At 39.0% G+C, this 21,491-nt stretch carries 21 protein-coding genes; 19 read left to right on the top strand and 2 right to left on the bottom strand.

The features are described from left to right. The first annotated feature begins 25 nt into the window (after positions 1-25). The 11 genes from FQ087_RS05715 to FQ087_RS05665 all read left to right on the top strand — a co-directional run bounded on the left by FQ087_RS05715 (position 26) and on the right by FQ087_RS05665 (position 12,455). Positions 26-1,750 (top strand): ABC transporter ATP-binding protein, encoded by a 1,725-nt coding sequence (locus tag FQ087_RS05715; RefSeq protein ID WP_149579544.1) that lies wholly within the window; start codon positions 26-28, stop codon positions 1,748-1,750. Continuing rightward, positions 1,747-3,606, top strand: a complete 1,860-nt coding sequence (locus tag FQ087_RS05710) for an ABC transporter ATP-binding protein (protein WP_149579543.1) — start codon at positions 1,747-1,749, stop codon at positions 3,604-3,606. Before FQ087_RS05715 ends, FQ087_RS05710 begins: the two co-directional genes overlap by 4 nt. Positions 3,607-3,775: 169 nt before the next feature. Further along, positions 3,776-4,906: a radical SAM/CxCxxxxC motif protein YfkAB gene (gene yfkAB, locus FQ087_RS05705; protein ID WP_149579542.1), complete on the top strand. Its 1,131-nt coding sequence runs from the start codon at positions 3,776-3,778 to the stop codon at positions 4,904-4,906. A 361-nt stretch (positions 4,907-5,267) separates the two neighbouring features. Then, positions 5,268-6,572, top strand: coding sequence for a serine hydrolase domain-containing protein (locus tag FQ087_RS05700; protein WP_255452158.1), 1,305 nt, complete (start codon positions 5,268-5,270; stop codon positions 6,570-6,572). Between the two features lie 272 nt (positions 6,573-6,844). After that, positions 6,845-7,183: a hypothetical protein gene (locus FQ087_RS05695; protein ID WP_255452157.1), complete on the top strand. Its 339-nt coding sequence runs from the start codon at positions 6,845-6,847 to the stop codon at positions 7,181-7,183. 84 nt (positions 7,184-7,267) lie between these two features. Further along, positions 7,268-7,765 (top strand): sigma-70 family RNA polymerase sigma factor, encoded by a 498-nt coding sequence (locus tag FQ087_RS05690; protein WP_149579541.1) that lies wholly within the window; start codon positions 7,268-7,270, stop codon positions 7,763-7,765. Next, positions 7,766-9,064 carry a DUF4179 domain-containing protein gene (locus tag FQ087_RS05685; RefSeq protein WP_149579540.1) on the top strand — a complete coding sequence of 433 codons (1,299 nt, stop codon included), beginning with the start codon at positions 7,766-7,768 and terminating at the stop codon, positions 9,062-9,064. A gap of 102 nt (positions 9,065-9,166) precedes the next feature. After that, positions 9,167-9,331, top strand: a complete 165-nt coding sequence (locus FQ087_RS22360; protein ID WP_188006644.1) for a hypothetical protein — start codon at positions 9,167-9,169, stop codon at positions 9,329-9,331. Between the two features lie 736 nt (positions 9,332-10,067). Next, positions 10,068-10,772: a YwaF family protein gene (locus tag FQ087_RS05675; RefSeq protein WP_149579538.1), complete on the top strand. Its 705-nt coding sequence runs from the start codon at positions 10,068-10,070 to the stop codon at positions 10,770-10,772. Positions 10,773-10,895: 123 nt separating this feature from the next. Continuing rightward, the gene (locus FQ087_RS05670; protein WP_149579537.1) at positions 10,896-11,648 is read left to right on the top strand and encodes an EcsC family protein; all 753 of its coding nucleotides are present in this window, start codon (positions 10,896-10,898) and stop codon (positions 11,646-11,648) included. Positions 11,649-11,654: 6 nt separating this feature from the next. After that, positions 11,655-12,455 (top strand): DUF4097 family beta strand repeat-containing protein, encoded by an 801-nt coding sequence (locus FQ087_RS05665; RefSeq protein WP_149579536.1) that lies wholly within the window; start codon positions 11,655-11,657, stop codon positions 12,453-12,455. A gap of 649 nt (positions 12,456-13,104) precedes the next feature. On the opposite strand, the gene FQ087_RS22895 is transcribed toward FQ087_RS05665, so the two are convergent. Then, positions 13,105-13,500, bottom strand: a complete 396-nt coding sequence (locus tag FQ087_RS22895) for a YuzC family spore coat inner layer protein (RefSeq protein ID WP_255452156.1) — start codon at positions 13,498-13,500, stop codon at positions 13,105-13,107. 114 nt (positions 13,501-13,614) lie between these two features. Continuing rightward, the gene (locus FQ087_RS05655; protein ID WP_149579535.1) at positions 13,615-14,886 is read right to left on the bottom strand and encodes a glycoside hydrolase family 18 protein; all 1,272 of its coding nucleotides are present in this window, start codon (positions 14,884-14,886) and stop codon (positions 13,615-13,617) included. 318 nt (positions 14,887-15,204) lie between these two features. Here FQ087_RS05655 and FQ087_RS05650 point away from each other — a divergent pair, with 318 nt between their 5' ends. From FQ087_RS05650 to FQ087_RS05620, 8 genes are all read left to right on the top strand, one after another. Further along, positions 15,205-15,915 (top strand): HAD family hydrolase, encoded by a 711-nt coding sequence (locus tag FQ087_RS05650; protein WP_149579534.1) that lies wholly within the window; start codon positions 15,205-15,207, stop codon positions 15,913-15,915. A 527-nt stretch (positions 15,916-16,442) separates the two neighbouring features. Next, positions 16,443-16,529 (top strand): putative holin-like toxin, encoded by an 87-nt coding sequence (locus FQ087_RS23310; RefSeq protein WP_370456063.1) that lies wholly within the window; start codon positions 16,443-16,445, stop codon positions 16,527-16,529. A 286-nt stretch (positions 16,530-16,815) separates the two neighbouring features. Next, positions 16,816-17,250 (top strand): GNAT family N-acetyltransferase, encoded by a 435-nt coding sequence (locus FQ087_RS05645; protein ID WP_149579533.1) that lies wholly within the window; start codon positions 16,816-16,818, stop codon positions 17,248-17,250. 105 nt (positions 17,251-17,355) lie between these two features. Further along, on the top strand, positions 17,356-17,868 hold the full coding sequence (locus FQ087_RS05640) for a D-glycero-alpha-D-manno-heptose-1,7-bisphosphate 7-phosphatase (RefSeq protein ID WP_149579532.1): 513 nt from the start codon (positions 17,356-17,358) through the stop codon (positions 17,866-17,868). 182 nt (positions 17,869-18,050) lie between these two features. Further along, a complete protein-coding gene (locus FQ087_RS05635; protein WP_149579531.1) occupies positions 18,051-18,605 on the top strand; it encodes an RNA polymerase sigma factor in 555 nt (184 codons plus the stop codon). Then, a complete protein-coding gene (locus FQ087_RS05630) occupies positions 18,598-19,356 on the top strand; it encodes a hypothetical protein (protein WP_149579530.1) in 759 nt (252 codons plus the stop codon). The genes FQ087_RS05635 and FQ087_RS05630 overlap by 8 nt, the downstream gene beginning before the upstream one ends. Position 19,357: 1 nt before the next feature. Beyond that, positions 19,358-20,233 carry an ABC transporter ATP-binding protein gene (locus FQ087_RS05625; RefSeq protein WP_149579529.1) on the top strand — a complete coding sequence of 292 codons (876 nt, stop codon included), beginning with the start codon at positions 19,358-19,360 and terminating at the stop codon, positions 20,231-20,233. Beyond that, positions 20,233-21,489, top strand: coding sequence for a hypothetical protein (locus tag FQ087_RS05620; RefSeq protein WP_255452155.1), 1,257 nt, complete (start codon positions 20,233-20,235; stop codon positions 21,487-21,489). The genes FQ087_RS05625 and FQ087_RS05620 overlap by 1 nt, the downstream gene beginning before the upstream one ends. Positions 21,490-21,491: the final 2 nt, after the last annotated feature.

Raw genomic sequence — 21,491 nt, 5'->3', positions numbered from 1 at the left:
CTATATAACAAGGAGAATCTGTGTAATGTTAAAGCTGTTAAAAAATCTATCCGTCTATAAATGGATTGTATTAGCGATATTAGGACTTGTTTTCATCCAATCCATGTCGGATCTATTTTTGCCGAAGCTAATGGCGGATATTATTGACAAAGGGGTTGTCATCGGTGACATCCCGTATATTTGGAAAATCGGTGGCATCATGCTATTGGTTGCTGCACTTGGGGCGGCTGCATCTGTCGTTGCGAGTTACTACTCTTCAAAAGCAGCAATGGGATTCGGACGGGATATTCGTCGAAAAGTATTTGATCATGTGGAGAACTTTTCCCTTCAAGATTTTGATGAAATTGGCACGGCATCACTGATTACAAGAACGACGAATGATATTACGCAAGTACAGCAAGTAGTCATTATGATGCTTCGTATGGTCGTAAGTGCTCCGATTATGTTAGTCGGCGGTATAATTATGGCGGTTTCAAAGGATGCAAAATTATCGTTAATCATTGTTGCAGCGATGCCTATATTAATCGGTTCAGTGCTGCTTATTCTTTATAAAGGGGTACCACTTTTCCAAACGGTACAAACGCGATTGGATCGGCTAAACCTTGTATTACGTGAGAACTTAACAGGCATTCGTGTAATTCGAGCGTTTAACCGTGAAAAACAAGAGCAGGTTCGTCTAAAGAAAGCGAATAAAGATTTGACTGATGTATCGATCAAGGTCAACAAGATGATGGCGTTTTTAATGCCAGTCATGATGTTGGTTATGAACCTAACCGTAGTAGGTGTCATTTGGTTTGGGGGACTTCGAATTGATAATGGTGCTATGCAAATCGGTGATTTAATGGCGTTTATACAATACGTTATGCAGATCATGTTCGCGCTTGTTATGGCATCCATGATGTTTGTTATGATACCTCGAGCTGCCGTTTCAGCAAGACGTATTAACGAAGTGCTAGCTATGAAACCAACGTTTCTGGATGAAGGAACTAAAAAAGCGGATAAAGAGCCCGGAACACTGGAATTTGATCGTGTATCCTTCATTTATCCCGGTGCCGAGGCGCCAGCATTATCGGATATTAGTTTCACGGCGAAATCGGGTGAAGTGACTGCTATTATTGGCGGAACAGGCGCAGGAAAAACATCGCTTATTAACCTGATTCCACGGTTTTATGATGTGACATCCGGTACGGTTCGAGTCAATGGTGTTGATATTCGCGAATCATCACAAGAAGAAGTACGATCTAAAATCGGCTTCGTGCCACAAAAAGCACTACTCTTTTCAGGAACAATTGCTGAAAACATTCGTTTCGGTAAACAAGATGCAACGCAAGCCGAAATCGAGCATGCTGCTCGCATTGCACAAGCAGAAGACTTTATTTCCAGGATGAATGATGGTTACGATGCTGTTATTTCTCAAGGTGGATCGAATTTATCTGGAGGTCAAAAGCAACGATTGTCCATTGCACGTGCGTTAATTCGCAAACCGGATATTTACATTTTCGATGATAGTTTCTCTGCGCTTGATTATAAAACAGATGCAAATTTACGTGCTGCGCTAAAAGATGAAACGGAGCAAGCGACCGTCCTCATCGTAGCACAACGTGTCAGTACTGTAGTCGATGCCGATCAAATCATTGTCATAGACGATGGTGGAATTGCCGGTATTGGTACGCACGAAGAACTTCTTGAACAAAATCAGGTATATCGTGAAATCGTCGAATCACAGATCTCGGAGGAGGAAATCGCATGAGTGAACAAAAACAGTCACGACCTCAAGGCGGAGCCCCAATGGGACCTGGTGGAGGAAACATGATGATGGCAGGGAAAAAGGCAAAGGATTTTAAAGGCACACTACGCCGCCTGGTTGGCTATTTAAAACCCCGTCGCAAGTCATTAATCGCTGTATTTTTCGCAGCAATTTTGAGCACAGTCTTTATGATTGCAGGACCTAAAATAATGGGGAATGCGATTACCGAACTATTTGAAGGGGCTTACGGCAAGCTCACGGGTGTCCCAGGAGCCGGGATTGATTTTGAGGCAATCGGTAAGCTACTCCTTTTACTAGCGGGGTTGTATGTAGTCAGTAGTTTATTTAGCTATCTTCAACAATACATTATGTCGAGTGTGGCACAAAAAACGGTGTATGATTTACGGGAAGACGTCAACGGTAAGCTGAAGAAACTACCGCTTAAATACTACGACGGCCGCCCTGTTGGGGAAACACTAAGCCGGGTAACGAATGATATTGATACAATAGGCAGTACGTTGCAACAGAGTTTGACACAGTTTATCACATCCGTTGTTACGATTGTCGGAATTCTTATTATGATGTTAACGATCAGCCCAGTGTTAACACTTATTGCGCTAATCAGTTTACCTTTATCGCTATTTGGTATTCGACCGATTTTGAAAAGGTCACAAAAACATTTTGCCGATCAACAACGTACGCTTGGTCAATTAAATAGCCATGTTGAAGAAATGTATACAGGTCACCAAGTCGTCAAAGCATTCGGCCATGAGCGTAAGTCCGTTGCCGAATTCGATGAGGTGAATGAACAACTATATGATGCTGGCCGAAAAGCCCAATTCATATCGGGGATCATCATGCCAGTGATGTCTTTGATTGGGAACCTCAGCTATGTAGTCATCTGTGTTGTTGGTGGTATTTTAGTGACACAGCGTGCCATTTCAATCGGAGATATTCAAGCGTTCATTACGTATACACGTCAATTCACGCAGCCGATTATGCAAACCGCGAATATCGCAAATATCATTCAGTCAACTGTTGCGGCAGCAGAGCGTGTCTTTGAACTGCTTGATGAGGAAGAAGAAGTAAAAGAAGTGACAACAGTGAGTTTAACGCGTGCAGAAGGTAGTGTCTCATTTGAACACGTCGATTTTGGTTACGGGGACGATTTGTTAATTGAAGATATGAATGTCGACGTGCAACCAGGTCAAACAGTCGCTATTGTGGGGCCAACTGGTGCTGGGAAAACGACCTTGATAAATTTACTAATGCGCTTTTACGAGCTGAACGGCGGGAAGATTACAATTGACGGTCTCGATTCACGGGATATGTCACGTGAAGATCTTCGTACGACTTTTGGGATGGTTCTCCAAGATACATGGCTCTTTAACGGATCGATTAAAGAAAACATCGCTTTCGGAAAAGAAGGGGCAACAGATGATGAAATCTTTGCTGCATCAAAAACGGCTCATGCCGACCACTTTATTCGTACATTGCCGGAGGGCTATGACACAGTCTTAAATGAGGAGGCATCTAACATTTCTCAAGGACAAAAGCAGCTCATTACAATTGCACGCGCCGTTTTAGCAAATCCACCAGTTATGATTTTGGATGAAGCAACGTCAAGTGTAGATACACGGACGGAACTCCTTATTCAACAAGCGATGAATCGCTTAATGGAAGGGCGAACTAGCTTTGTCATTGCTCACCGTCTTTCAACGATTCGGGATGCTGATTTAATCATTGTAATGGATCAAGGTAAGGTAATAGAACAAGGAACACATAACGAACTGTTGGAGAAAAAAGGCATTTACGCAGATCTGTACAACAGCCAGTTTTCAAATAAACCTGCTGTGTAACGACAAAAGCGGAAGCGCCTGCTCAGACCCGACAAGCACCGGAAGAGATAGATATATACCCCATCCACAAGTTTATTTCTTGGATGGGGTACTTTTATGCCTTGCGAAAGGTCCGTTTGAGGTGCATACTATTTTAGTAGCTTATTATACGTATAGGAGTTAATAAAAAATGAAAACTGATGTAGCAACACTCAAAAAAATGACACCTGCTTACGATCCTTGGGAAGCATACTTGGATGTACAGGAGCATGGAAAACTGACATTGTCGAGCATTGAATTCACGACGACGTATTTATGCAATATGCGCTGCGAACATTGCGCAGTCGGGTATATGTTACAGCATAAAGACCCGGATGCATTACAAGTAGCATTACTATTGTCTCGCTTAGATGAAATCCCTCATTTACGAACTATAAGTATCACTGGCGGTGAGCCAATGTTCTCTAAAAAGTCGGTAGAGAACTATGTTTTGCCGTTATTGAAGTATGCGCATGAACGCGGAGTACGGACACAGATGAATTCAAACTTAACGATGCCACTCGACCGCTATATGGCGATTGCACCCTATTTGGATGTCTTACATATTTCACATAACTGGGGCACAGTCGACGACTTCGTGGATGGTGGCTTTGCCAATATGGAACGAAAACCACCTCGGGAACGTCGCGCTGAACAATTCCAGCGGATGATTGATAACAGCCGGGCATTAGCAGAAGCGGGCGTCATGGTTTCAGCGGAAACGATGTTGAATAAACGTACCTTGCCACATCTTGAACATATTCATCGACAAGTCGTTGAGGAAATGAAATGTGCGAGACATGAAATTCATCCTATGTACCCAAGTGACTTTGCTTCACAGCTTGAAGTGCTTTCTTTAGATGAAACGCGTAAAGCGATCCATGAGCTGCTAGATCACCGAGATGAAGATGTCTGGATGCTGTTTGGTACACTGCCTTTTTATGCATGCAGTGATAACGAAGAGGATTTGGCACTGTTAAAACGAATTTACAGCAGTAAAAAAGTATCAGTGCGTAATGACCCGGATGGCAGATCCCGTCTGAACGTCAATATTTTCACTGGGGATGTGATTGTCACAGATTTTGGTGATACGCCGCCAATGGGCAATATTCAAACTGAATCGCTTCCTGTAATGCTTGACCGTTGGCTAGAGCGACCACTTGCAAAAACGATTGGTTGCCATTGTCCCGCAGTTAACTGCTTAGGGCCGAATCTATTGGTGAAAGACGCGTATTATCCTGAGATGGACTTCACGAAGAGGAAGGCAAAAATTACGCTTTAAAACTAACTAAAAACGACACTACTATGAGAAAGGAATTCTCATGGTGGTGTCGTTTTTACGATTAGAGGACCCCTGGCCGCCCTTTGTAAGATGCCTGCACTCAGTTCATAGAGCATATTCAGATGCCGTTCATTCAATGAAATAAAGATTCAATTCAAGAGCAACCGTGCGAGAAACAAAGGAAATAAGTTACATGACCTTCTTGTCTTTTGTACTATAAAGTTGTAGCGTATATTCTAAATAGTCTTACGCGTAGATTACATAATATTATTATTTACATAGAATATCGCGGATACTTCTACAACTATTTAGTTGTAAAATTCAAAAATAGCGTTGATTCAGAAGGAGGAAAAAAACACTTATGATAGTAGAGGACCGGATAAGTAACTGGGTAGAGTCATACGATCGAAATGGTTATTTGAATGGTTCAATTTTGATATCATATAACGAGGAAATCCTTTTAAACAAAGGGTTTGGGATGGCGAATTGGGAACATAACGTACCTAATTTGCCTACAACTAAATTTCGTATCGGTTCACTTACTAAGTCCTTTACAGCGATGTGCATATTTCAATTACATGAAAAACAGAAGTTGAACATAAACGATTATGTGGGCAAGTATCTTCCTAATTATCCAAATGGCGATCAAATCACGATCTATCATTGCTTAACGAATAGCTCAGGCATTCCCAATTATACAAGTTTTCCTGATTTTTGGCCTAGAACAATGAGATTACCTTCTACTTTAAATCAGCTTATTGACTCATTTAAAGAACGGGAATTAGATTTTGAACCTGGAAGTAAGTTTGGGTACTCAAACTCAGGTTACACGCTGCTAACGGCTATTATCGAAACAGTTTCAGGCAAGTCTTATACAGATTACATACAGAAGCAAATATGCCATCCATTGGGCATGTATAATACAGGCTGTGATGATGGAATTAAGGTCGTTCCAGGTTTGGCTTCAGGGTATTCATTCTGGGAAGGACCAATTCATTCCCCATATGCAGATATGTCATTTCCATTAGGTGCGTATGGTTTATATTCTACAACAGAGGATTTATATATTTGGGATAAAGCCTTAAGGTCGTCAGAAATGCTTTCTAAGGAACTGAAGCAGAAAATGTTTACTCCAAATCTCGGTTCCTATGCATGTGGTTGGATGATAGCTGAAATGGTAGATAGAAGCTGTGTGCATCATTATGGCGATATTAGTGGTTTTTCTAGCGAAGTTCTTGGGTTTGTGGATGATCAAGTGACGATTATCTTTTTAAGTAATATGAATGTGACACCTGTTACACATTTAAGCCAGGAAATAGCGAAGATCATTTTTGGGGAAAACGTATCTTTACCATTTCCTGCAGTACCTATCCCATTTGCTAACATAAAATATATAGAGGGTGCGTATTTAATTGGGAATGATGAAGATAAATTTCTGGGAATTTCTGTTACTAATGAAGAACTATATCTTACAGTCCCAAAGATGTATGGGGCCATGTATAAGTTCAAACTCGTCCCAGTTAGTCATGACGCTATCAAAACAACTTTTGTAACCGAGTTGATTAGTGAGCAAGTTATATTCTATTATTCACCCTCCGGAGAAATAGAAAGTGTTCAGTATATAGACTATTATGGAAAAAGGTATAGCGTGAATAAGAAAAGATAGACTATCATAGAACTCGGTAATTTGTCTATTATTGCAAATGAGTAGATGTTACCTATGTGCATCTATTTGATGTACATAGAAAGAATATACTGAAGGGCAAAAATAGCCTATTTTTCGAGAATCAGTTATTGGATGGCGTTAGGAGATTGTAAACAGCCTACATGAAATGCAGGTGAAAACAACTTAAATAAGCAGTAAAGCTTTACTCACTCAATTAGCTCTTAAGAAAATGGCATTGTGGAATCGGTTATTTCATACAGAGGAGAGTGCGAATGATGCTTGTTATTTTTTTTGCTTTATATATCGGTATAGCTGTTTTCCTTCATTCCAATAAGAGTATTAAATATTCGATAGGATTATTGCCATTATTGCTATTTTCAATCTTGGCAAATGTGGCTTTAGCTCAAAATTACACGCAAAGTTTAATAGTTGGGGCTAACGATGGAATTGGCGTGTCTAACATCTTGGCTTCCTTCTTTATTCCAGAAGATAAATGGTCTCAAGAGTTGTTTCACTCTTTTTATGAGGCTTCAACAATCATTACAATTGTACTTTTGCAATTGTACCTTCTCTGCTTACTTCTAGAGGGATTTAAGCGACGAGTTCACTAAATCTAGTTGAACTCGTTTTTTTGTGAAAATTTAATGAACGATTTACCATTTTAAACTGTCTAATTGGTAACAGGGGGTGAGAGTATGGAGAGGGATTTGGCGAAAAGAGCAATTGCGGGTGATGAAAGGGCGTTGTTGAAGCTGTTGGAACAACATGAAGAGACGCTCTATCGTACGGCTTATGCGTATTTGAAAAATGAGCATGATGCTGTTGAAGCTATACAAGAGCTGACGTATCGAGCTTTAAAAAAGATACATACCGTCAAAGAACCAATGTACATAGCAACATGGCTTGTCCGAATTATCATCAATATTTGTTTAGATATGAAAAAGAAGCAAGGGGAATTTGTCTACGATCATAATGTAGAAATTGCATCGACAGATCATCAACCATTCGAAATGGCTGATATAATCGCCAGTTTGCCGATTGAGCAACAGGAATTGGTTTACTTAAAATACTTCCAGGATATGAAGAACGGGGACATTGCACAGCTGAAGCAAATTCCCGAAGGTACTGTGAAATCAAGGCTACACACGACGTTAAAAAGATTACGCGTACTCATTGAAAAGGAGGAACTATAAATGACCAACTTGAATGAGCGGGACTGGCAGAAGTTGACGGAGGAATTAGAAGCGGTTGACATCCCAAAAGAAGCCTTACATCAAGCACGAGTAAAGGCCGTACATCAGCATCGGCTGGCTAAGAAGAGAAAGCGTCGTCTGTATTCAGTCGCCAGTGTAGCTGCGATTATACTGCTGCTGTTTGTGACGTCGATTCGCGTTTCCCCTGTGTTTGCACAGGCTGTTGCCAAAATCCCAGGGTTTTCTCCTATCGTTGGCATGATTGCTTATGATAAAGGAATCAGTGACATTGTCGAAAATAATTACTATGAAGAACTCGGAATTGTAGTAACGCAGGGCGACTATACCTTGACTTTACAGAGCGTCGTAGCTGATCATTCAGGCATGACGATATTCTATAAGCTTGAATCCGCCTTTGATCTTTCCAATGTGAGTATAACTTCTTTAGAGGTGTCTCAACAAGGTATTCCATTTGGTGTCGCAAGTTCATACATTGTCTCTAAATCGGGTGAAAGGACTGTACAGGAAGACAAAGTTGAAATTACGTCTGTCGATGAATTATCGTATGCCAATATGTCATTTGAATTTAATATGGACTTGAGTGATGCAGCAGAGACAAAGTTCGCCGTGCCATTCACACTTACGAAGCCCATTAAACAACCAAAAGTATATGAAGTGAACCAATCTGTTGTCGTAGATGGTCAAACAATTGACATTAAACAGTTGAAAATTTCACCGTTACGCGCAGAAATTCGACTAGCTGCTGACGAACAAAACACGGTGCAATTACTAAAATTTACATCGGTTCGGTTGATTGATGAGAATGGTGAAGTTTGGGGTCAACAAATAAATGGCGATGGCGGTCTATTGCGTGATGGCGAAGTAAGTCTATTCATGCAGAGCAATTACTTCAGGCAGCCGAAAAAACTAACGTTAGTGATGGAGGGGATCGAAGCACTTCCAAAAGGCTCGGATTATATCGAGGTCGATTTTGAGCAACAGAAAGTGCTGTATGTGCCAAGTGGACTGGATATCGATGTGCAAGTGCCATCACGCAATACATTGGAAGTCACTTATCCACCTGGTGGTTGGCTACTATTGTCTGGAGTATTTGACAAAGAAGGCAATGATTTAAGTAATAGTTTAATCGAAATGCATGCTAGCAGAGAAGCACCTTATGTCACAGCAGTCTCTACATTTGAATTTGATAATGAAGTGAATCCAATACGTCTGAATATTAATAGCTATCCGTTGTATTTGGATGGGAAGGTGGAAATTGATATCCCATTGGACAAATAAGCGTTCAAAGAAACACCATCGCCAGGAGTTGCGCGATGGTGTTTCTTTTGTAGATTAAACTTTCTGTATTTTTTTCACATCTTATTAGCAAGGAGGTAATACATGAGACTATTTTCTCAAAACATCTATATTGGATTTACGTTTCTTGCTCTATCTATTCCAATGAGTTATTTCGGCTCTATTCAACGTATGAACAGCTCAGATTTCGAGAGTTATATGCATGAAGCGACAAAACATATTGAAGGATCCGGAGCAGTTTTTGGATAAATCATGGCTGCACCTACGATTCAACTTGCAACTTCGAGTATTTCGGTGGTATTCCTGTCGGTTATCTTTTTGCTATTGAGGATTATCTTTATAAAAGTATCTTCCGTAAAAGGAACCCAAACTTTGTACGTTGTTTGCTCACTTGTCATTATACTTTTAAGTATAATTGTTGGAATAGATGTTATTGATTACATCCGTTGGGATCTTTATCTCTTAGCCTTGCACGCTTTTATGATGATTTTATTTGGGGTCTTCACGATAAGACATTTAAAGTGGTTGCGTGCAGTTCCAAGATAATTTTGGACGATGTTTATGAAAATATCAATAAAAATCATCTCGATTATATTTGGATACATTATCGTAAGTCTCAAAGGGGCAGTTTCATTACTCTTTTTATTCATCCATCTCCTTTATTCTTGGACATGCGCCAATGAAATCCTATCAACAGATGATTCGGTGAACGGCAGTTATACAGCTTATACATTACGAGGGACTACGGTGCGACGACCTCTGTATCTTATCAAATTTCCATCCTAAAAAAAGATAAAGCACTTAAAAATAAAGGCGGCAACACATTTGTCTTGAAGCAGGAATTTGATGTTGAATGGGCAGATGATAAACAATTATATATAGCCTATCTGAAATCTATAAAGACGTATAAAATGGATAATAAGGTCGGTAGGGTAGATATTATTTATACATCAAGATAAAAGTTTTACAGAAATGGGGGACTAGGATGGCGGGCTATAGTGAACCTTCCTTCTTACTATTTTCAATAGAGCATATGTCGGCGATAGGCGTGTTGTGTCTGTTGATCTTGTTGTTGTTTATTTCAAGAAAACGATGGTCTGTATCACAGAAGCAAGAACGTCTTTTTGCGTTGACTTTATTGATAATGGAAGTCTTTTATCATGTTTGGATGATTGTAACTGGGAGGTGGGAATTGAGCGATTCGTTGCCGCTAGAATTATGCAGCATTAGTTTACTTGTTGCTGTTGTTCTCTTATGGACAGGGAATAAGCATTTGTATGATTTCATCTTTTTTGCAGGTATCGGAGGGGCCCTTCAAGCAATGGCGACTCCTGTTTTAGATGTTGGATTTCCGCATTTTAGGTACTTTCATTTTTTCTATACGCATATTGGAATCATATTAACGGCTCTATATTTTACTTGGATGAAAGGATATAGACCAACTTTTAAAGGTGTTCTCAAAACGATGCTTACTCTGAATTTGTTGCTGCCACTCATATTTTCTGTAAATGTGTTATTTCAAGGAAACTATATGTTCTTAAGGGAGAAGCCATACAATGGAAGTTTACTTGATTATTTAGGACCTTATCCATGGTACATTGTCTCACTGGATGCAGTCGCATTTATCATCTTCGTCTGTTTATGGTTGCTATTTAGGAAGTGGAATATCACTGATAGTGAATTTAAGTAGATTTCGCTAAGTCTTAAGTCTGAGTTGAAATCACATCTCAGGTCTATTTGAATGAAACTACAATAAAGATATACTAAATTGTAAGCAGGGAATTGATGGAAAAAGAGAGAAGGGCACAGAAATATGGTTGATTATACGAGAAGAGTACAAGAGGAGTTGCATTTTTGGAAACGAAAAATGACAAAACGATCTGGCCTAATTAGCCGTACGTCAAAAAAAGCGCAAACGAAAGTGAATGGTCTTATTCCGGAAAAGTTTCATAAAGTGATGACAGAGAGCATAAAAAACATGGTAAAAGCAACTTTAGTCGGCTCAAATATCACGACGAAAAAAGGGCAATCAACCGTACTAAGTTTATATGAGCGAGATGAGTTATTTAAGGAAAAGCTTTCTTCATTCCGTAAAACTGCTGTCATTGAGGGCGCGGGAACAGGAGCAGGGGGCATTATGCTGGGCCTTGTCGACTTTCCGCTACTATTATCCATTAAAATGAAGTTTTTGTTTGAAGCGGCTGCGGTTTATGGATTTGATACAGATGAATACGAAGAGCGTTTGTTCATTTTACATGTTTTCCAGCTTGCCTTTTCAAGTGAGGAAACAAGGAAAGAGACATTGTCTATCATCGGAAATTGGGAAGAGGAGAAACTTTTGATTGCTGATATGGATTGGAGGGACTTTCAGCAAGAATACCGGGACTACATTGATTTGGTGAAAATGTTTCAATTAATTCCTGGCTTCGGCGCGATTGTCGGCGCGTTTGCCAACTATAATCTACTCGACCAACTTGGGGAAGCGGCGATGAATTCATATCGGCTTCGTTTAATGCAAAGAACTTCGGATACACAAAAGCTTGAAATCATAAATAAGGAGGTTTGACACGAAATGTTTATTAGAAATATAGTGTTCATTATCGTAGCATTGGTATTGCTTGTTGTTGGTGGAATTACATTGATGTTCAATACGGGGGATCACTTTGACAATAACGCTAAGGAAAAAGTTATTGAGGATCAATCATTTACGAATATTGAAATATTGACAACCAATTCGGCGGTGGAAATTTTGCCCACTAAAGATTCGGTAACGACAGTGGCGTATTCAGGAAAGACTAAGAAGAGTTCGAAACTCATTTTTAAGGCTGATGTAAAAGAAAATACACTATCCATTCAGTTCAAAGAAAAGCGGCGAAGTTTCATTAATTTTGGTTTTTCCTCATTAGATTTAAAATTAATCGTGAAAGTGCCTGAAAAACAGTATGAAATGATCCAAGCGGAAAGTGATAACGGGCGGATTAAAGTGGAGAATATCCAAACGAAAGAGCTAGCTCTGGAGACAGACAATGGCACGATTGAGTTAAATACGATTGATGCTACAGCTGTCGATATTAAAACTGATAACGGAGCAATTATACTAACTCAGGTTGATGGTACGATTATTGGAAGAACAGACAACGGGAAGATTTCTGTTGTAACAAACAATTTAGATCGACCAATTGAATTAACGACAGATAACGGTAAAATTGAGATTCAAACTGAAAAAGAACCGACGAATGCTACAATTGATGTGAAAACGGACAACGGAAGAATCGATGTTTTTGGACATGAAAACAAACATACGAAATTCGGCAACGGTCAGAATTTGATTAAATTAAGAACGGATAATGGGAGAATAACGATAACGAAATGATAGGAGACATTCTATCATTTCGTTTTTTCTATTGATTGGAGTACTTTGTAATCAGTGCCGGGAAACAGCTTTCTCTTTTGGAGAAAATCATGGATGCTTCAACGCATGAACAAGACGAAGAGACATTGATTATTATCGCACGCTAAAAATTCGGGAGGGTTATTGTTTGCTACAACAATACGGACCAGGGGTGGAAAATCAGTACATATAATAGATGCCATTGAAAAGCCGATGGAGAAGGTTGGGTATACTAGGAATTATGTCGTTCCATTAATGTCGCGTGCGAAACTCGTGACTATCATAAATTCTCACACAAAAATTACAGTAATCCATACAATGAAGACATAGAAAGTTCTGGGCGTACGAGCAATTGTTACGTCGTATATTCCCTTTGCACATCGACCCAATACACGCTGACCGTCCACCATTCGCATTTAAAAACTTTCTCCAATTGCGGTTGTCGATGGGTAACCGCAACTCCTTGTGTTTGAAAAAGGCCAGACTAAATAACCCATCCCTGAGTGTACTGCTCGTTGGGGTGGGTTATTTAGTCTTATAGGTAACCAACTGTATGCGGATTGATGGGGCTGTTTTTATACTAATCATTCTAATTCCGCTTGAATTTAGCTCTAAAAAAAACCCCTTAGCCTTACCATTTTAGTGTCATTAATAAATTACAACAACTACCTTCATTTCCAGCGTTGGTTAATTCAATACGAATTCCGGTGGGACTAAAATACGTTTTAATTTTTAATGTAATCCCCGTTGATAGTATTAATTCATCTACCTTTTTTGTATTTGATAGTTGTGCCGCTTCCATTAGATCATGTGCAAATTCTTTTGAGTTAACAATCTTGCCTGCTAATAAATCAGCCTGTTTCAATAGTTCTTGAAAGCTATGTGCCGAAGTATTCAATACCTGCGTATTAATAGATGGAAAAGGATTTGGTGGACTTAAAACGGTCTGTGGTTGTAAATTATTGTTGAACAGCCACCGAGGGTCAGAATAAGGATAAACCCACTGTGGATAAGGATAGTAGTGCATAAGAGTACCTCCATTCCAAGTATCAGGTAATCCTATACTATGTTCAACGACTCTTTGTTGTTAAGGTTATTAGTCGCATCTTAAATGAAATATGGAACAAAATATAGTGCAATTCTAGCGTCTTTTACGGATTGTAAAGTTATCTTCAAGCAACAACCAATTTTGAGGGAAAGGGTAACCCAGAACCCAGTAACTGATTCCGCGTAAATTATAGTCTTTTACCACATCAAACTTAGCCTGTGCACTACGGGCATCTTCGAACCATACTTCATGGTTACGCCCCTGTGTATCGGTGTATCGATAGTATGGAGACTGCGCAATTGGGTCATATTGAATGGCCGCACCGTATTGAATAGCCCGGCGGATTGCTTCCTGCTGGCTGAATGTTTCCGCTTCCTGTCCTTGTACGTGAGGAAGGAGCCAGTCGCGCGCATAGATTTGAAAACCAAATAAGATTTTGTTTCTTGGGATGACGGTAACGGCGTAATCTAATACCTTTTTTATTTCATTCAGCGGTGAAATTGCTTGTGGTGGACCTAATCGATAACCCCATTCATAGGTCATCAACACGAGGAAATCAACGATTCTTCCATGTGCCGCATAATCATGTGCCTCATATAACAACCCTTTTTGCTCATCGCTAGTCTTTGGAGCAAGTGCTGTTGAGACGGAATAACCTTCCGGATGCAAGCGGTCTACCGCCCGCTGCAGAAATTGGTTATATAATTCACGGTCGGCTGGGAACACATTTTCAAAATCGACGTTTAAACCTTGATACCCTTTTTCTTTCATAATTTTTATAATATTGGTTAATAAAACATCCTGGAGATCAGGACTTGCAAGTATTGTATGTGCAAGTTCCGACCCAGCAGCCGTGGCACTGAAATTTGTAATGGCTAACACTGGAACGACTCTCTCAGAAGCGGCAGATTGAAGCATAGCAGTATCATCAATGGCGTTTAGTCCACCATCTTCACGAATCGTATAGGCAAAAGGCATCCAATAGGTTAAATACTGGCCAACTTCTTGAATTTCCCTAGCACCTGTTTCTCCTGTATTGATTGTGTAGGCATTCACATCAATAACTGGTTTACGGACGGGAATGGTTAGTTTTGTGCCTGGAAAGATTAAATTCGGATTTTGAATTTGATTCGTACTGATGATTTCCTGAACGGTAATTCCATAACGATGAGCGATTTCCCATAAATTTTCACCAGCTTGGACAGTATGTAACTCAGGCTTTGTAGGAATGACAAGCGCCAATCCGCTTACTAGTTTATTTGGACTTTCTAACTGGTTAGCTGTCACGACTTGGTTCACCGTGACGCCGTAACGTTGTGCAATCAACCACAATGTCTCCCCCGGATGTACCACATGAATTTGCATATAGTTCTCTCCTTACTATTCATCTCTTATATGATATTCAAAAGGGACGGGGGATATTATTGGTAGTGTGTGAAATAACCCTTTTCGTTAAAAGTGAAAAAATTCGTATTTTATTTTACCAGGTGATTTTTTCTGAATAAATTGCTTTAGATACTCGAACTATTTTAGTAATTGATCACATTAGCTAAAGCTTTTTGCAATTGAAGGTTTATAGTGAATTTGTACAATGAACACAGAACATTCAATTACCGTATAATTAGACTGAGGAATGGTACCAGAATTTATGCAGCGAACTATAAGGGAGTTGTGGAGTAAAAAATGATTAAAGCGGTACTATTTGACTTGGATGGAAATTTGTTAGATCGAGAGGTATCTTTAGAAAGGTTCATTAAATCGCAGCACGAACGATTAAATAAATCGGTAGGACATATCCTAAAAGAGCAGTATGTTTCTAAGTTTATCGAGTTAGATTGCCGGGGATATATTTGGAAAGACAAGGTGTATCAGCAAATGGTTGCAGAATTTAATATAACGGGAGTAAGCTGGGAACAATTGCTTCAAGATTATGTGCATCAATTTAAAGGATATTGCGTTCCATTTCCTAACCTCATTCAAATGCTAACTTCTCTTACAAATCAATCGATTGTCTTAGGGATTATTAGTAATGGAAAAGGACAGTTCCAGATGGATAATATCATGGCGCTTGGTATTGAACACTACTTTGAAACGATATTAATATCTGAAAAGGAAGGAATAAAAAAACCGGACCCTCTACTATTTAAGAAAGCGTTAGAACAACTTAATATTACTCCAAATGAATGTATTTTTGTCGGAGATCATCCTGAAAATGATGTGAAAGCATCTAAAGATGTAGGGATGTTAGCGGCTTGGAAAAAGACTTCAGAATGGGAGAACGTAGAAGAAGATTTCATCGTGCATGATTTAATGGAAGTACCTCTACTTAAAGAACTTATCGTCAATAAAGAACGGACTATGGCAATTAACGAACTTCCTAATCGTGGTAGTTAATTGTGAAAAAAGTTTTTCATAAATAAATTATTAAATTACCCATATGATCTCCCCAGATCATCATTAGATAAAGAGAAAGATGAATTTTCACACTGGGGGTGGATGGTCTTGGCGAAAAGTAAACGAGGAAAAGCATTAAAAAAGCTCCCTTCAAAAGGAAGAGGAGGCTGCCCGTTATGTGATCGAAATAGAATTAAGTTATTGTACGTTCATAGAAATGAAGCGAAAGAGATTATTAAAGTTTGTAAGTTTTGCAGAGATAGATAAGTATTTAGGCTTTTAGATTTAAATTTGGGGCATCTTTCGAGATACCTCTTTACTTACATAAAGATGACGATATGGGCACAAATGGATTACGCTGTAATAGTGTAAAGTAAGATTTCGGGGTTAGTTGTTGTCATAATTCCGAACAATTATATGCTTTAAATAAGGTTTTATGGAACGTATGTATGGTATAATAGAAGAGTAATAGAATAGGTGACTCAAGGGTGGTTGGCTCATTCCCATTTGGAAGGGGGGTGACGCCAATGACAGTATTCGAGGGATTAATGCTAACATTTACATTTGGAGCATTAATTGTTGCGATACTTTCATTTAACCAAAAACAAAAATAACCCATCCTTGAGTTGACGGCTCAATTTAGGATGGATTATTTCATACCTGATGCCAATCCCCTTGAAGGGAACCTGCTTATTACATTGGCCGTTTGGTGTTAACGCACCAAGCGGTATTTTTATTGTATTCTAATCTTATTCCTATTATACGTTTGAAGGGTTCATCTTTCAAGTGTTTGATTCGGGTAAGCTTCTGTATAGGGGTAATCTTGAATAAGCTCGGAAAACAATTTAATCATACCGGGAAGAACGTATATGGTATATTTATGAAAAAGGGGTTGTAGTGATGAATGAATTAACGATTAAGGAGCTTCAAACTCATGATGAAATTGTTAAAGCGTATCCGATTATGAAGCAGTTACGGACACATTTGGATGAAGTTACATACTTGGAATTAGTCTGTGAAGCACAAGAAAAAGATCGTTACCAACTGTTCGCTTTACAAAGTGAAGGAGAAATCCTTGCAGTAATCGGTTTTAAGCCAATGATCACACTTTATTATGGTAGATTCATCTGGATTTGTGACTTGGTGACCGATACCACGAAACGGTCTAGCGGATACGGGGAGAAGTTACTTACCTATGTCCATAAATGGGCAAAAGGAAACGGCTATGAAAGTGTCGCGCTGTCATCAGGCTTACAACGAACAGAAGCACATCGGTTTTATGAAGAGAAAATGGAGTATGACAAAGTGAGTTATGTTTTTAAAAAGGATTTATAATAGATAGTTGAGATATACAGGTCAGTTGGGTGTATGAATTGGCAGCAAGAAATACTCTTTCATGACGCCTCTTTCGACGATATGAAGAAGTAAGGAGGGATTTAATTGAAGGTTGCATTTTTCGATAGGGATGGGACCATCATTGAAGACTATCCTGACCATAAGTGGACAGATATAAAGAACCCTGTATTTCTAGCCGATTCAATTCAGACGCTAAAGAGAGTTAATCAAAAAGGAAATGAAATAATTATCATCACGAACCAATACCTAATTAACGAAGGATTTATAACCGTAGAGCAGTACAATGACATTACTGCAAAGATGCTATATGAATTATCGTGTCATAAGATCGAAGTCCTGGATGTATTTCATTGTCCTCATAGAAGGAATGAAGGCTGTGATTGTATAAAACCTGAAATTGGGATGATTAGGAAGGCAATAATGAAGTACCCTAATATAAGTATCGAACAATCATTTATGGTTGGTGATTCAATCGTTGATGTAGAACTAGCTATAAATATGGAGATGAGAGGGTTTGGCATAGGGGTAGAAACTTCTTTCGACATGAAAAATATCGACGTATTAACCAATCTAAAAGACTTGTATTCTTATATATAAATTTACTCCTCACAAGATATTCAAACACCTTTCCGTTATTTATCATCTTTCATTTTAAGTACATCACTTATGATTAGTGATGTGCTTTTTTAATTTATTCACACAAATCCAAACTATCTTCATCAAATTTACGAATATACTTATAGAATGATAATGAACATTGAGGAAGCATGTGGTGAACTATGGAAAATGAAAAGCGGTGGATTAACAGGATAAAGAGAAATGGTAGCGACACAGCGGCGAATGAACTTGTTTCAAAATATTACAAAGAAATGTACGGCTTTATTTACAAGCAAACGCTCAATATGGAGTTGTCGCTCGATCTCACGCAGGAACTATTTATTAACGTCTTGAAGTCGATTCAGAATTACGATAGTCAGAAGGCGGCATTTCGGACTTGGTTGTACAAGCTGGCATCTAATCGGCTCGTCGATTATTACCGATCAAAGAGTTATAAAGACGCCCACCTCGTCCAATCTATCGAAGATTACGAGTTTGAAGATGAGCATGATATGACAGTTTCGCTCGAGTACAAAGAAGACCTTGAAAAAGTTACAGCGCTTGTTAACGAGCTAGATGCCAGTTCACAGCAAGTTGTCCGCCTCAAACTATTCGGGGACTATACGTTTCAGGAAATCGCATCCATTGAAACAATTCCCCTGTCGACGGTGAAAACGAAATACTATGCTGCTTTGAAACGGATTCGAAAAGGAATGGAGAAGGTTCATAATGAATAAAGAAAAATTTCATATCCCAATGCCTGATGAACGCGCAATCCAGATGCAAATCGCTCAAATTGTCGCTAGCGGCGTAAAACAGAAGGAGTCATTTCTGTCTTATTTGAAATCAATGGTTCAACAAGTGGGCTTAAGGCATTTGTTCTCAGACCGATTGGAGCTTGTGTATATTACGTTTATGGCGCTTACTGCATTCGTTTTGATGTTCATTCTAGCTGAACCTAAACAACTACCTGTACAGGATTTATACGGAATTATCTTTCTGCTATCTCCAATTCTGTTTCTTAGTTTTTCAGTCTACACATATGTCAATAAAGTGCGGAATGACACTTTTGAAATTGAGATGTCGTGTAGATACAATGTCTATCAAATCATTGTATTTAAGATGTTAGTGTTCAGTGCCGTTTCAATTGTAATCAATACGATTACAATTGCTTTCATCGTCCTAGCGTATGAAGATATTCAATTTCTACGGGCGTTTATGATTTCGATTACGGCACTGTTCACATTTTCTATTCTATTCTTATATGGCATGATGAAGCGGCGTACGACTGTTGCCGCCGCTATGCTGATTGTATGTTGGATTGTTGGAAATCTACTTTTACGAATCTCAAACTATACGATATATACCAATATTCTCGTCACATTGCCGCTCTTTGTCTATGGCATCGTCCTAATTGGTAGCATGTTTTTCTATCTAAAATACCTCAATAGATTGATCCATTTTAAACAGACGGAAGGGGCGTTTTAAGATGATTATTGTGAAAGATGTCAGCAAACAGTACGGTAGTTTTATTGCACTTGAAAATATAGATTTGGAGTTTACAAATGGGCTATATGGGTTACTCGCCCCAAATGGTGCGGGGAAAACGACGTTGATTAAAATGCTGGCAACATTGATTTCGCCCAGTAAAGGGGAAATTCTGTATAACGGTCTGAATATTGTTGCGATGGATGAAGACTACCGTTCGTTACTAGGTTATTTGCCACAGCAGTTTGGTTACTATAAAAATTACTCACCGAAGCAATATTTACTTTATTTAGCTGCGTTAAAGGGCATTGGAAAAAAAGAAGCTGTAGCCAAGATTGATGAGTTGCTAGAAAAAGTTGCATTGAGTGAGGTCACGAATAAAAAGATGAAGAAATTTTCAGGTGGGATGATTCAGCGTGTTGGGATTGCCCAGTCACTGTTAAATGACCCAAAAATCCTTATTTTGGACGAACCGACAGCTGGACTTGATCCTAAAGAACGTGCTCGGTTCCGTCATTTACTGACTGAACTTGCAAGAGAACGATTGGTCATTGTTTCTACACATATCGTGTCAGATGTCGAAACGATTGCCAATGAAATCATTATGATTAAAAATCAACAACTACTCTATAAAGATTCAGTTGAAAACATTTGCGCTACACTAGACGGTCATGTCTTTGAGACGACCATTCCCTTTGAACAAATGGAATCGTTCCGGAAACAGTATGTTCTATTATCTGAAAAGCAGGATCGGGGATCGATGGTCATTCGTTTCATCCATAAAGGGAAAGTAGAGGCAAACTGGATACCCATATCTCCGCAGTTAGAAGATGTGTTTTTATATGAATACCGAGATGATATACAGTTGGGTGTGTGATGGATATCCGAATCGTATGGCATGAATGCAAAAAAGCGTTGTTGTCACCGATACTTGTGGGACTTCTCCTTCTATTTACAGCATTCAATATTTTCTTGATTGTGAATAATTCCTACTTCAAAGATGAGCTCAAGGTCGCAAATCGGTTAGTTGAAAACTATGGTAGGGAAATTACGGACCTGTCATTGAATCAATTCGAGAAGGATCTTCAAGTTGACCTTGTGAAGTTAGAAAAAATAATAGGGCAGGAATTGAGTAGTGTCCATGAATTTTTAGATGGATTGAATTATGAAGATCATGAGCTTTATAGTGAGAGTGACTGGCAGTTCATCGAACAACTGCGTTTGAAAGAAATGTACTTGGGCATGGCGAACGAAATTGATGGCAAATATACCAGAATTGATTTGAAAAAGGTTGCGGAAGAGACAATCACGCAAACTAAAGTGAGTGGCAATGCGGCGAAGACACTTCGGAATGAATATGAAGAATTTTCAAAGCGTTTCGAGGAAATGAAACAGAACGAGGAGCATAAAGAGTGGTTTTTTGCAGGGAATGCGTATTTCATGCACAAATTTCTTTTTAAAACTGTATTCCTGCATATTATCATAGAAGCGTTGATGTTAATTATCCTATCAACTGTACTTATTACGAATTACGAATTTGAAAATAGAACGCATCTTGTTACATATGGCACACCGAGGGGTAGGCGCTTAATGAAGGACAAGCTTGGCGCTTCAGTCTTGACGGCGGCGTTGCTCACGACATTTATTCTGGTCATCACACTTAGCATTTATTTCACGGTTTTCGATTATACAAACTTATGGGGAAGCTCTATTAGTAGTGCGTTCAATTGGGAGTATAATTTTCCGCATGTTGCTTGGTGGGATTTGTCAATAGGCTTTTTTTTAGCTGGGGTGGTTGTCATTGTGTACATCACCATGTTGTTATTTTCGGGTCTGACGTTTGCATTGACAACGCTTGTGAAAAACAGCTATGTCACCTCTATACTAATGGCTATTTTTTTTGTCCTTGCGTTACTTATACCCGGCTTCATGCCAACTTCTTCAAATCTGCTATTCATCACAGGATATAATTTATCGATACTTGTGATGAATATACCTGCATCGTTCATGGGAAGCAGCGGTCTCTTCATGTTCAAGAACTTTGAATGGATGACCGCCGTATGTTGGACGATTATCACGATTGTTCTTTGTGTTTTTTCATTGAAATGGTTCAACAAAATGGATATCCATTAAGG

Origin of the sequence: Sporosarcina sp. ANT_H38, assembly GCF_008369195.1 — a bacterium.
Taxonomy (GTDB): Bacteria; Bacillota; Bacilli; order Bacillales_A; family Planococcaceae; genus Sporosarcina.
The sequence above is the reverse complement of the archived record's forward strand: the minus strand, read 5'-3'. Positions and strand labels throughout refer to the sequence as shown.

What these genes read in the sequence shown, in the direction of transcription:
- FQ087_RS05690 (WP_149579541.1), top strand. Translation starts at nt 7,268, where the DNA reads ATGGAGAGGGATTTGGCGAAAAGAGCAATTGCGGGTGATGAAAGGGCG.
- FQ087_RS05630 (WP_149579530.1), top strand. Translation starts at nt 18,598, where the DNA reads ATGAATAAAGAAAAATTTCATATCCCAATGCCTGATGAACGCGCAATC.
- FQ087_RS05695 (WP_255452157.1), top strand. Translation starts at nt 6,845, where the DNA reads ATGATGCTTGTTATTTTTTTTGCTTTATATATCGGTATAGCTGTTTTC.
- yfkAB (WP_149579542.1), top strand. Translation starts at nt 3,776, where the DNA reads ATGAAAACTGATGTAGCAACACTCAAAAAAATGACACCTGCTTACGAT.
- FQ087_RS05620 (WP_255452155.1), top strand. Translation starts at nt 20,233, where the DNA reads ATGGATATCCGAATCGTATGGCATGAATGCAAAAAAGCGTTGTTGTCA.
- FQ087_RS23310 (WP_370456063.1), top strand. Translation starts at nt 16,443, where the DNA reads ATGACAGTATTCGAGGGATTAATGCTAACATTTACATTTGGAGCATTA.
- FQ087_RS05715 (WP_149579544.1), top strand. Translation starts at nt 26, where the DNA reads ATGTTAAAGCTGTTAAAAAATCTATCCGTCTATAAATGGATTGTATTA.
- FQ087_RS05625 (WP_149579529.1), top strand. Translation starts at nt 19,358, where the DNA reads ATGATTATTGTGAAAGATGTCAGCAAACAGTACGGTAGTTTTATTGCA.
- FQ087_RS22360 (WP_188006644.1), top strand. Translation starts at nt 9,167, where the DNA reads ATGAGACTATTTTCTCAAAACATCTATATTGGATTTACGTTTCTTGCT.
- FQ087_RS05645 (WP_149579533.1), top strand. Translation starts at nt 16,816, where the DNA reads ATGAATGAATTAACGATTAAGGAGCTTCAAACTCATGATGAAATTGTT.
- FQ087_RS05675 (WP_149579538.1), top strand. Translation starts at nt 10,068, where the DNA reads ATGGCGGGCTATAGTGAACCTTCCTTCTTACTATTTTCAATAGAGCAT.
- FQ087_RS05665 (WP_149579536.1), top strand. Translation starts at nt 11,655, where the DNA reads ATGTTTATTAGAAATATAGTGTTCATTATCGTAGCATTGGTATTGCTT.
- FQ087_RS05635 (WP_149579531.1), top strand. Translation starts at nt 18,051, where the DNA reads ATGGAAAATGAAAAGCGGTGGATTAACAGGATAAAGAGAAATGGTAGC.
- FQ087_RS05710 (WP_149579543.1), top strand. Translation starts at nt 1,747, where the DNA reads ATGAGTGAACAAAAACAGTCACGACCTCAAGGCGGAGCCCCAATGGGA.
- FQ087_RS22895 (WP_255452156.1), bottom strand. Translation starts at nt 13,500, where the DNA reads ATGCACTACTATCCTTATCCACAGTGGGTTTATCCTTATTCTGACCCT.
- FQ087_RS05670 (WP_149579537.1), top strand. Translation starts at nt 10,896, where the DNA reads ATGGTTGATTATACGAGAAGAGTACAAGAGGAGTTGCATTTTTGGAAA.
- FQ087_RS05700 (WP_255452158.1), top strand. Translation starts at nt 5,268, where the DNA reads ATGATAGTAGAGGACCGGATAAGTAACTGGGTAGAGTCATACGATCGA.
- FQ087_RS05685 (WP_149579540.1), top strand. Translation starts at nt 7,766, where the DNA reads ATGACCAACTTGAATGAGCGGGACTGGCAGAAGTTGACGGAGGAATTA.
- FQ087_RS05650 (WP_149579534.1), top strand. Translation starts at nt 15,205, where the DNA reads ATGATTAAAGCGGTACTATTTGACTTGGATGGAAATTTGTTAGATCGA.
- FQ087_RS05655 (WP_149579535.1), bottom strand. Translation starts at nt 14,886, where the DNA reads ATGCAAATTCATGTGGTACATCCGGGGGAGACATTGTGGTTGATTGCA.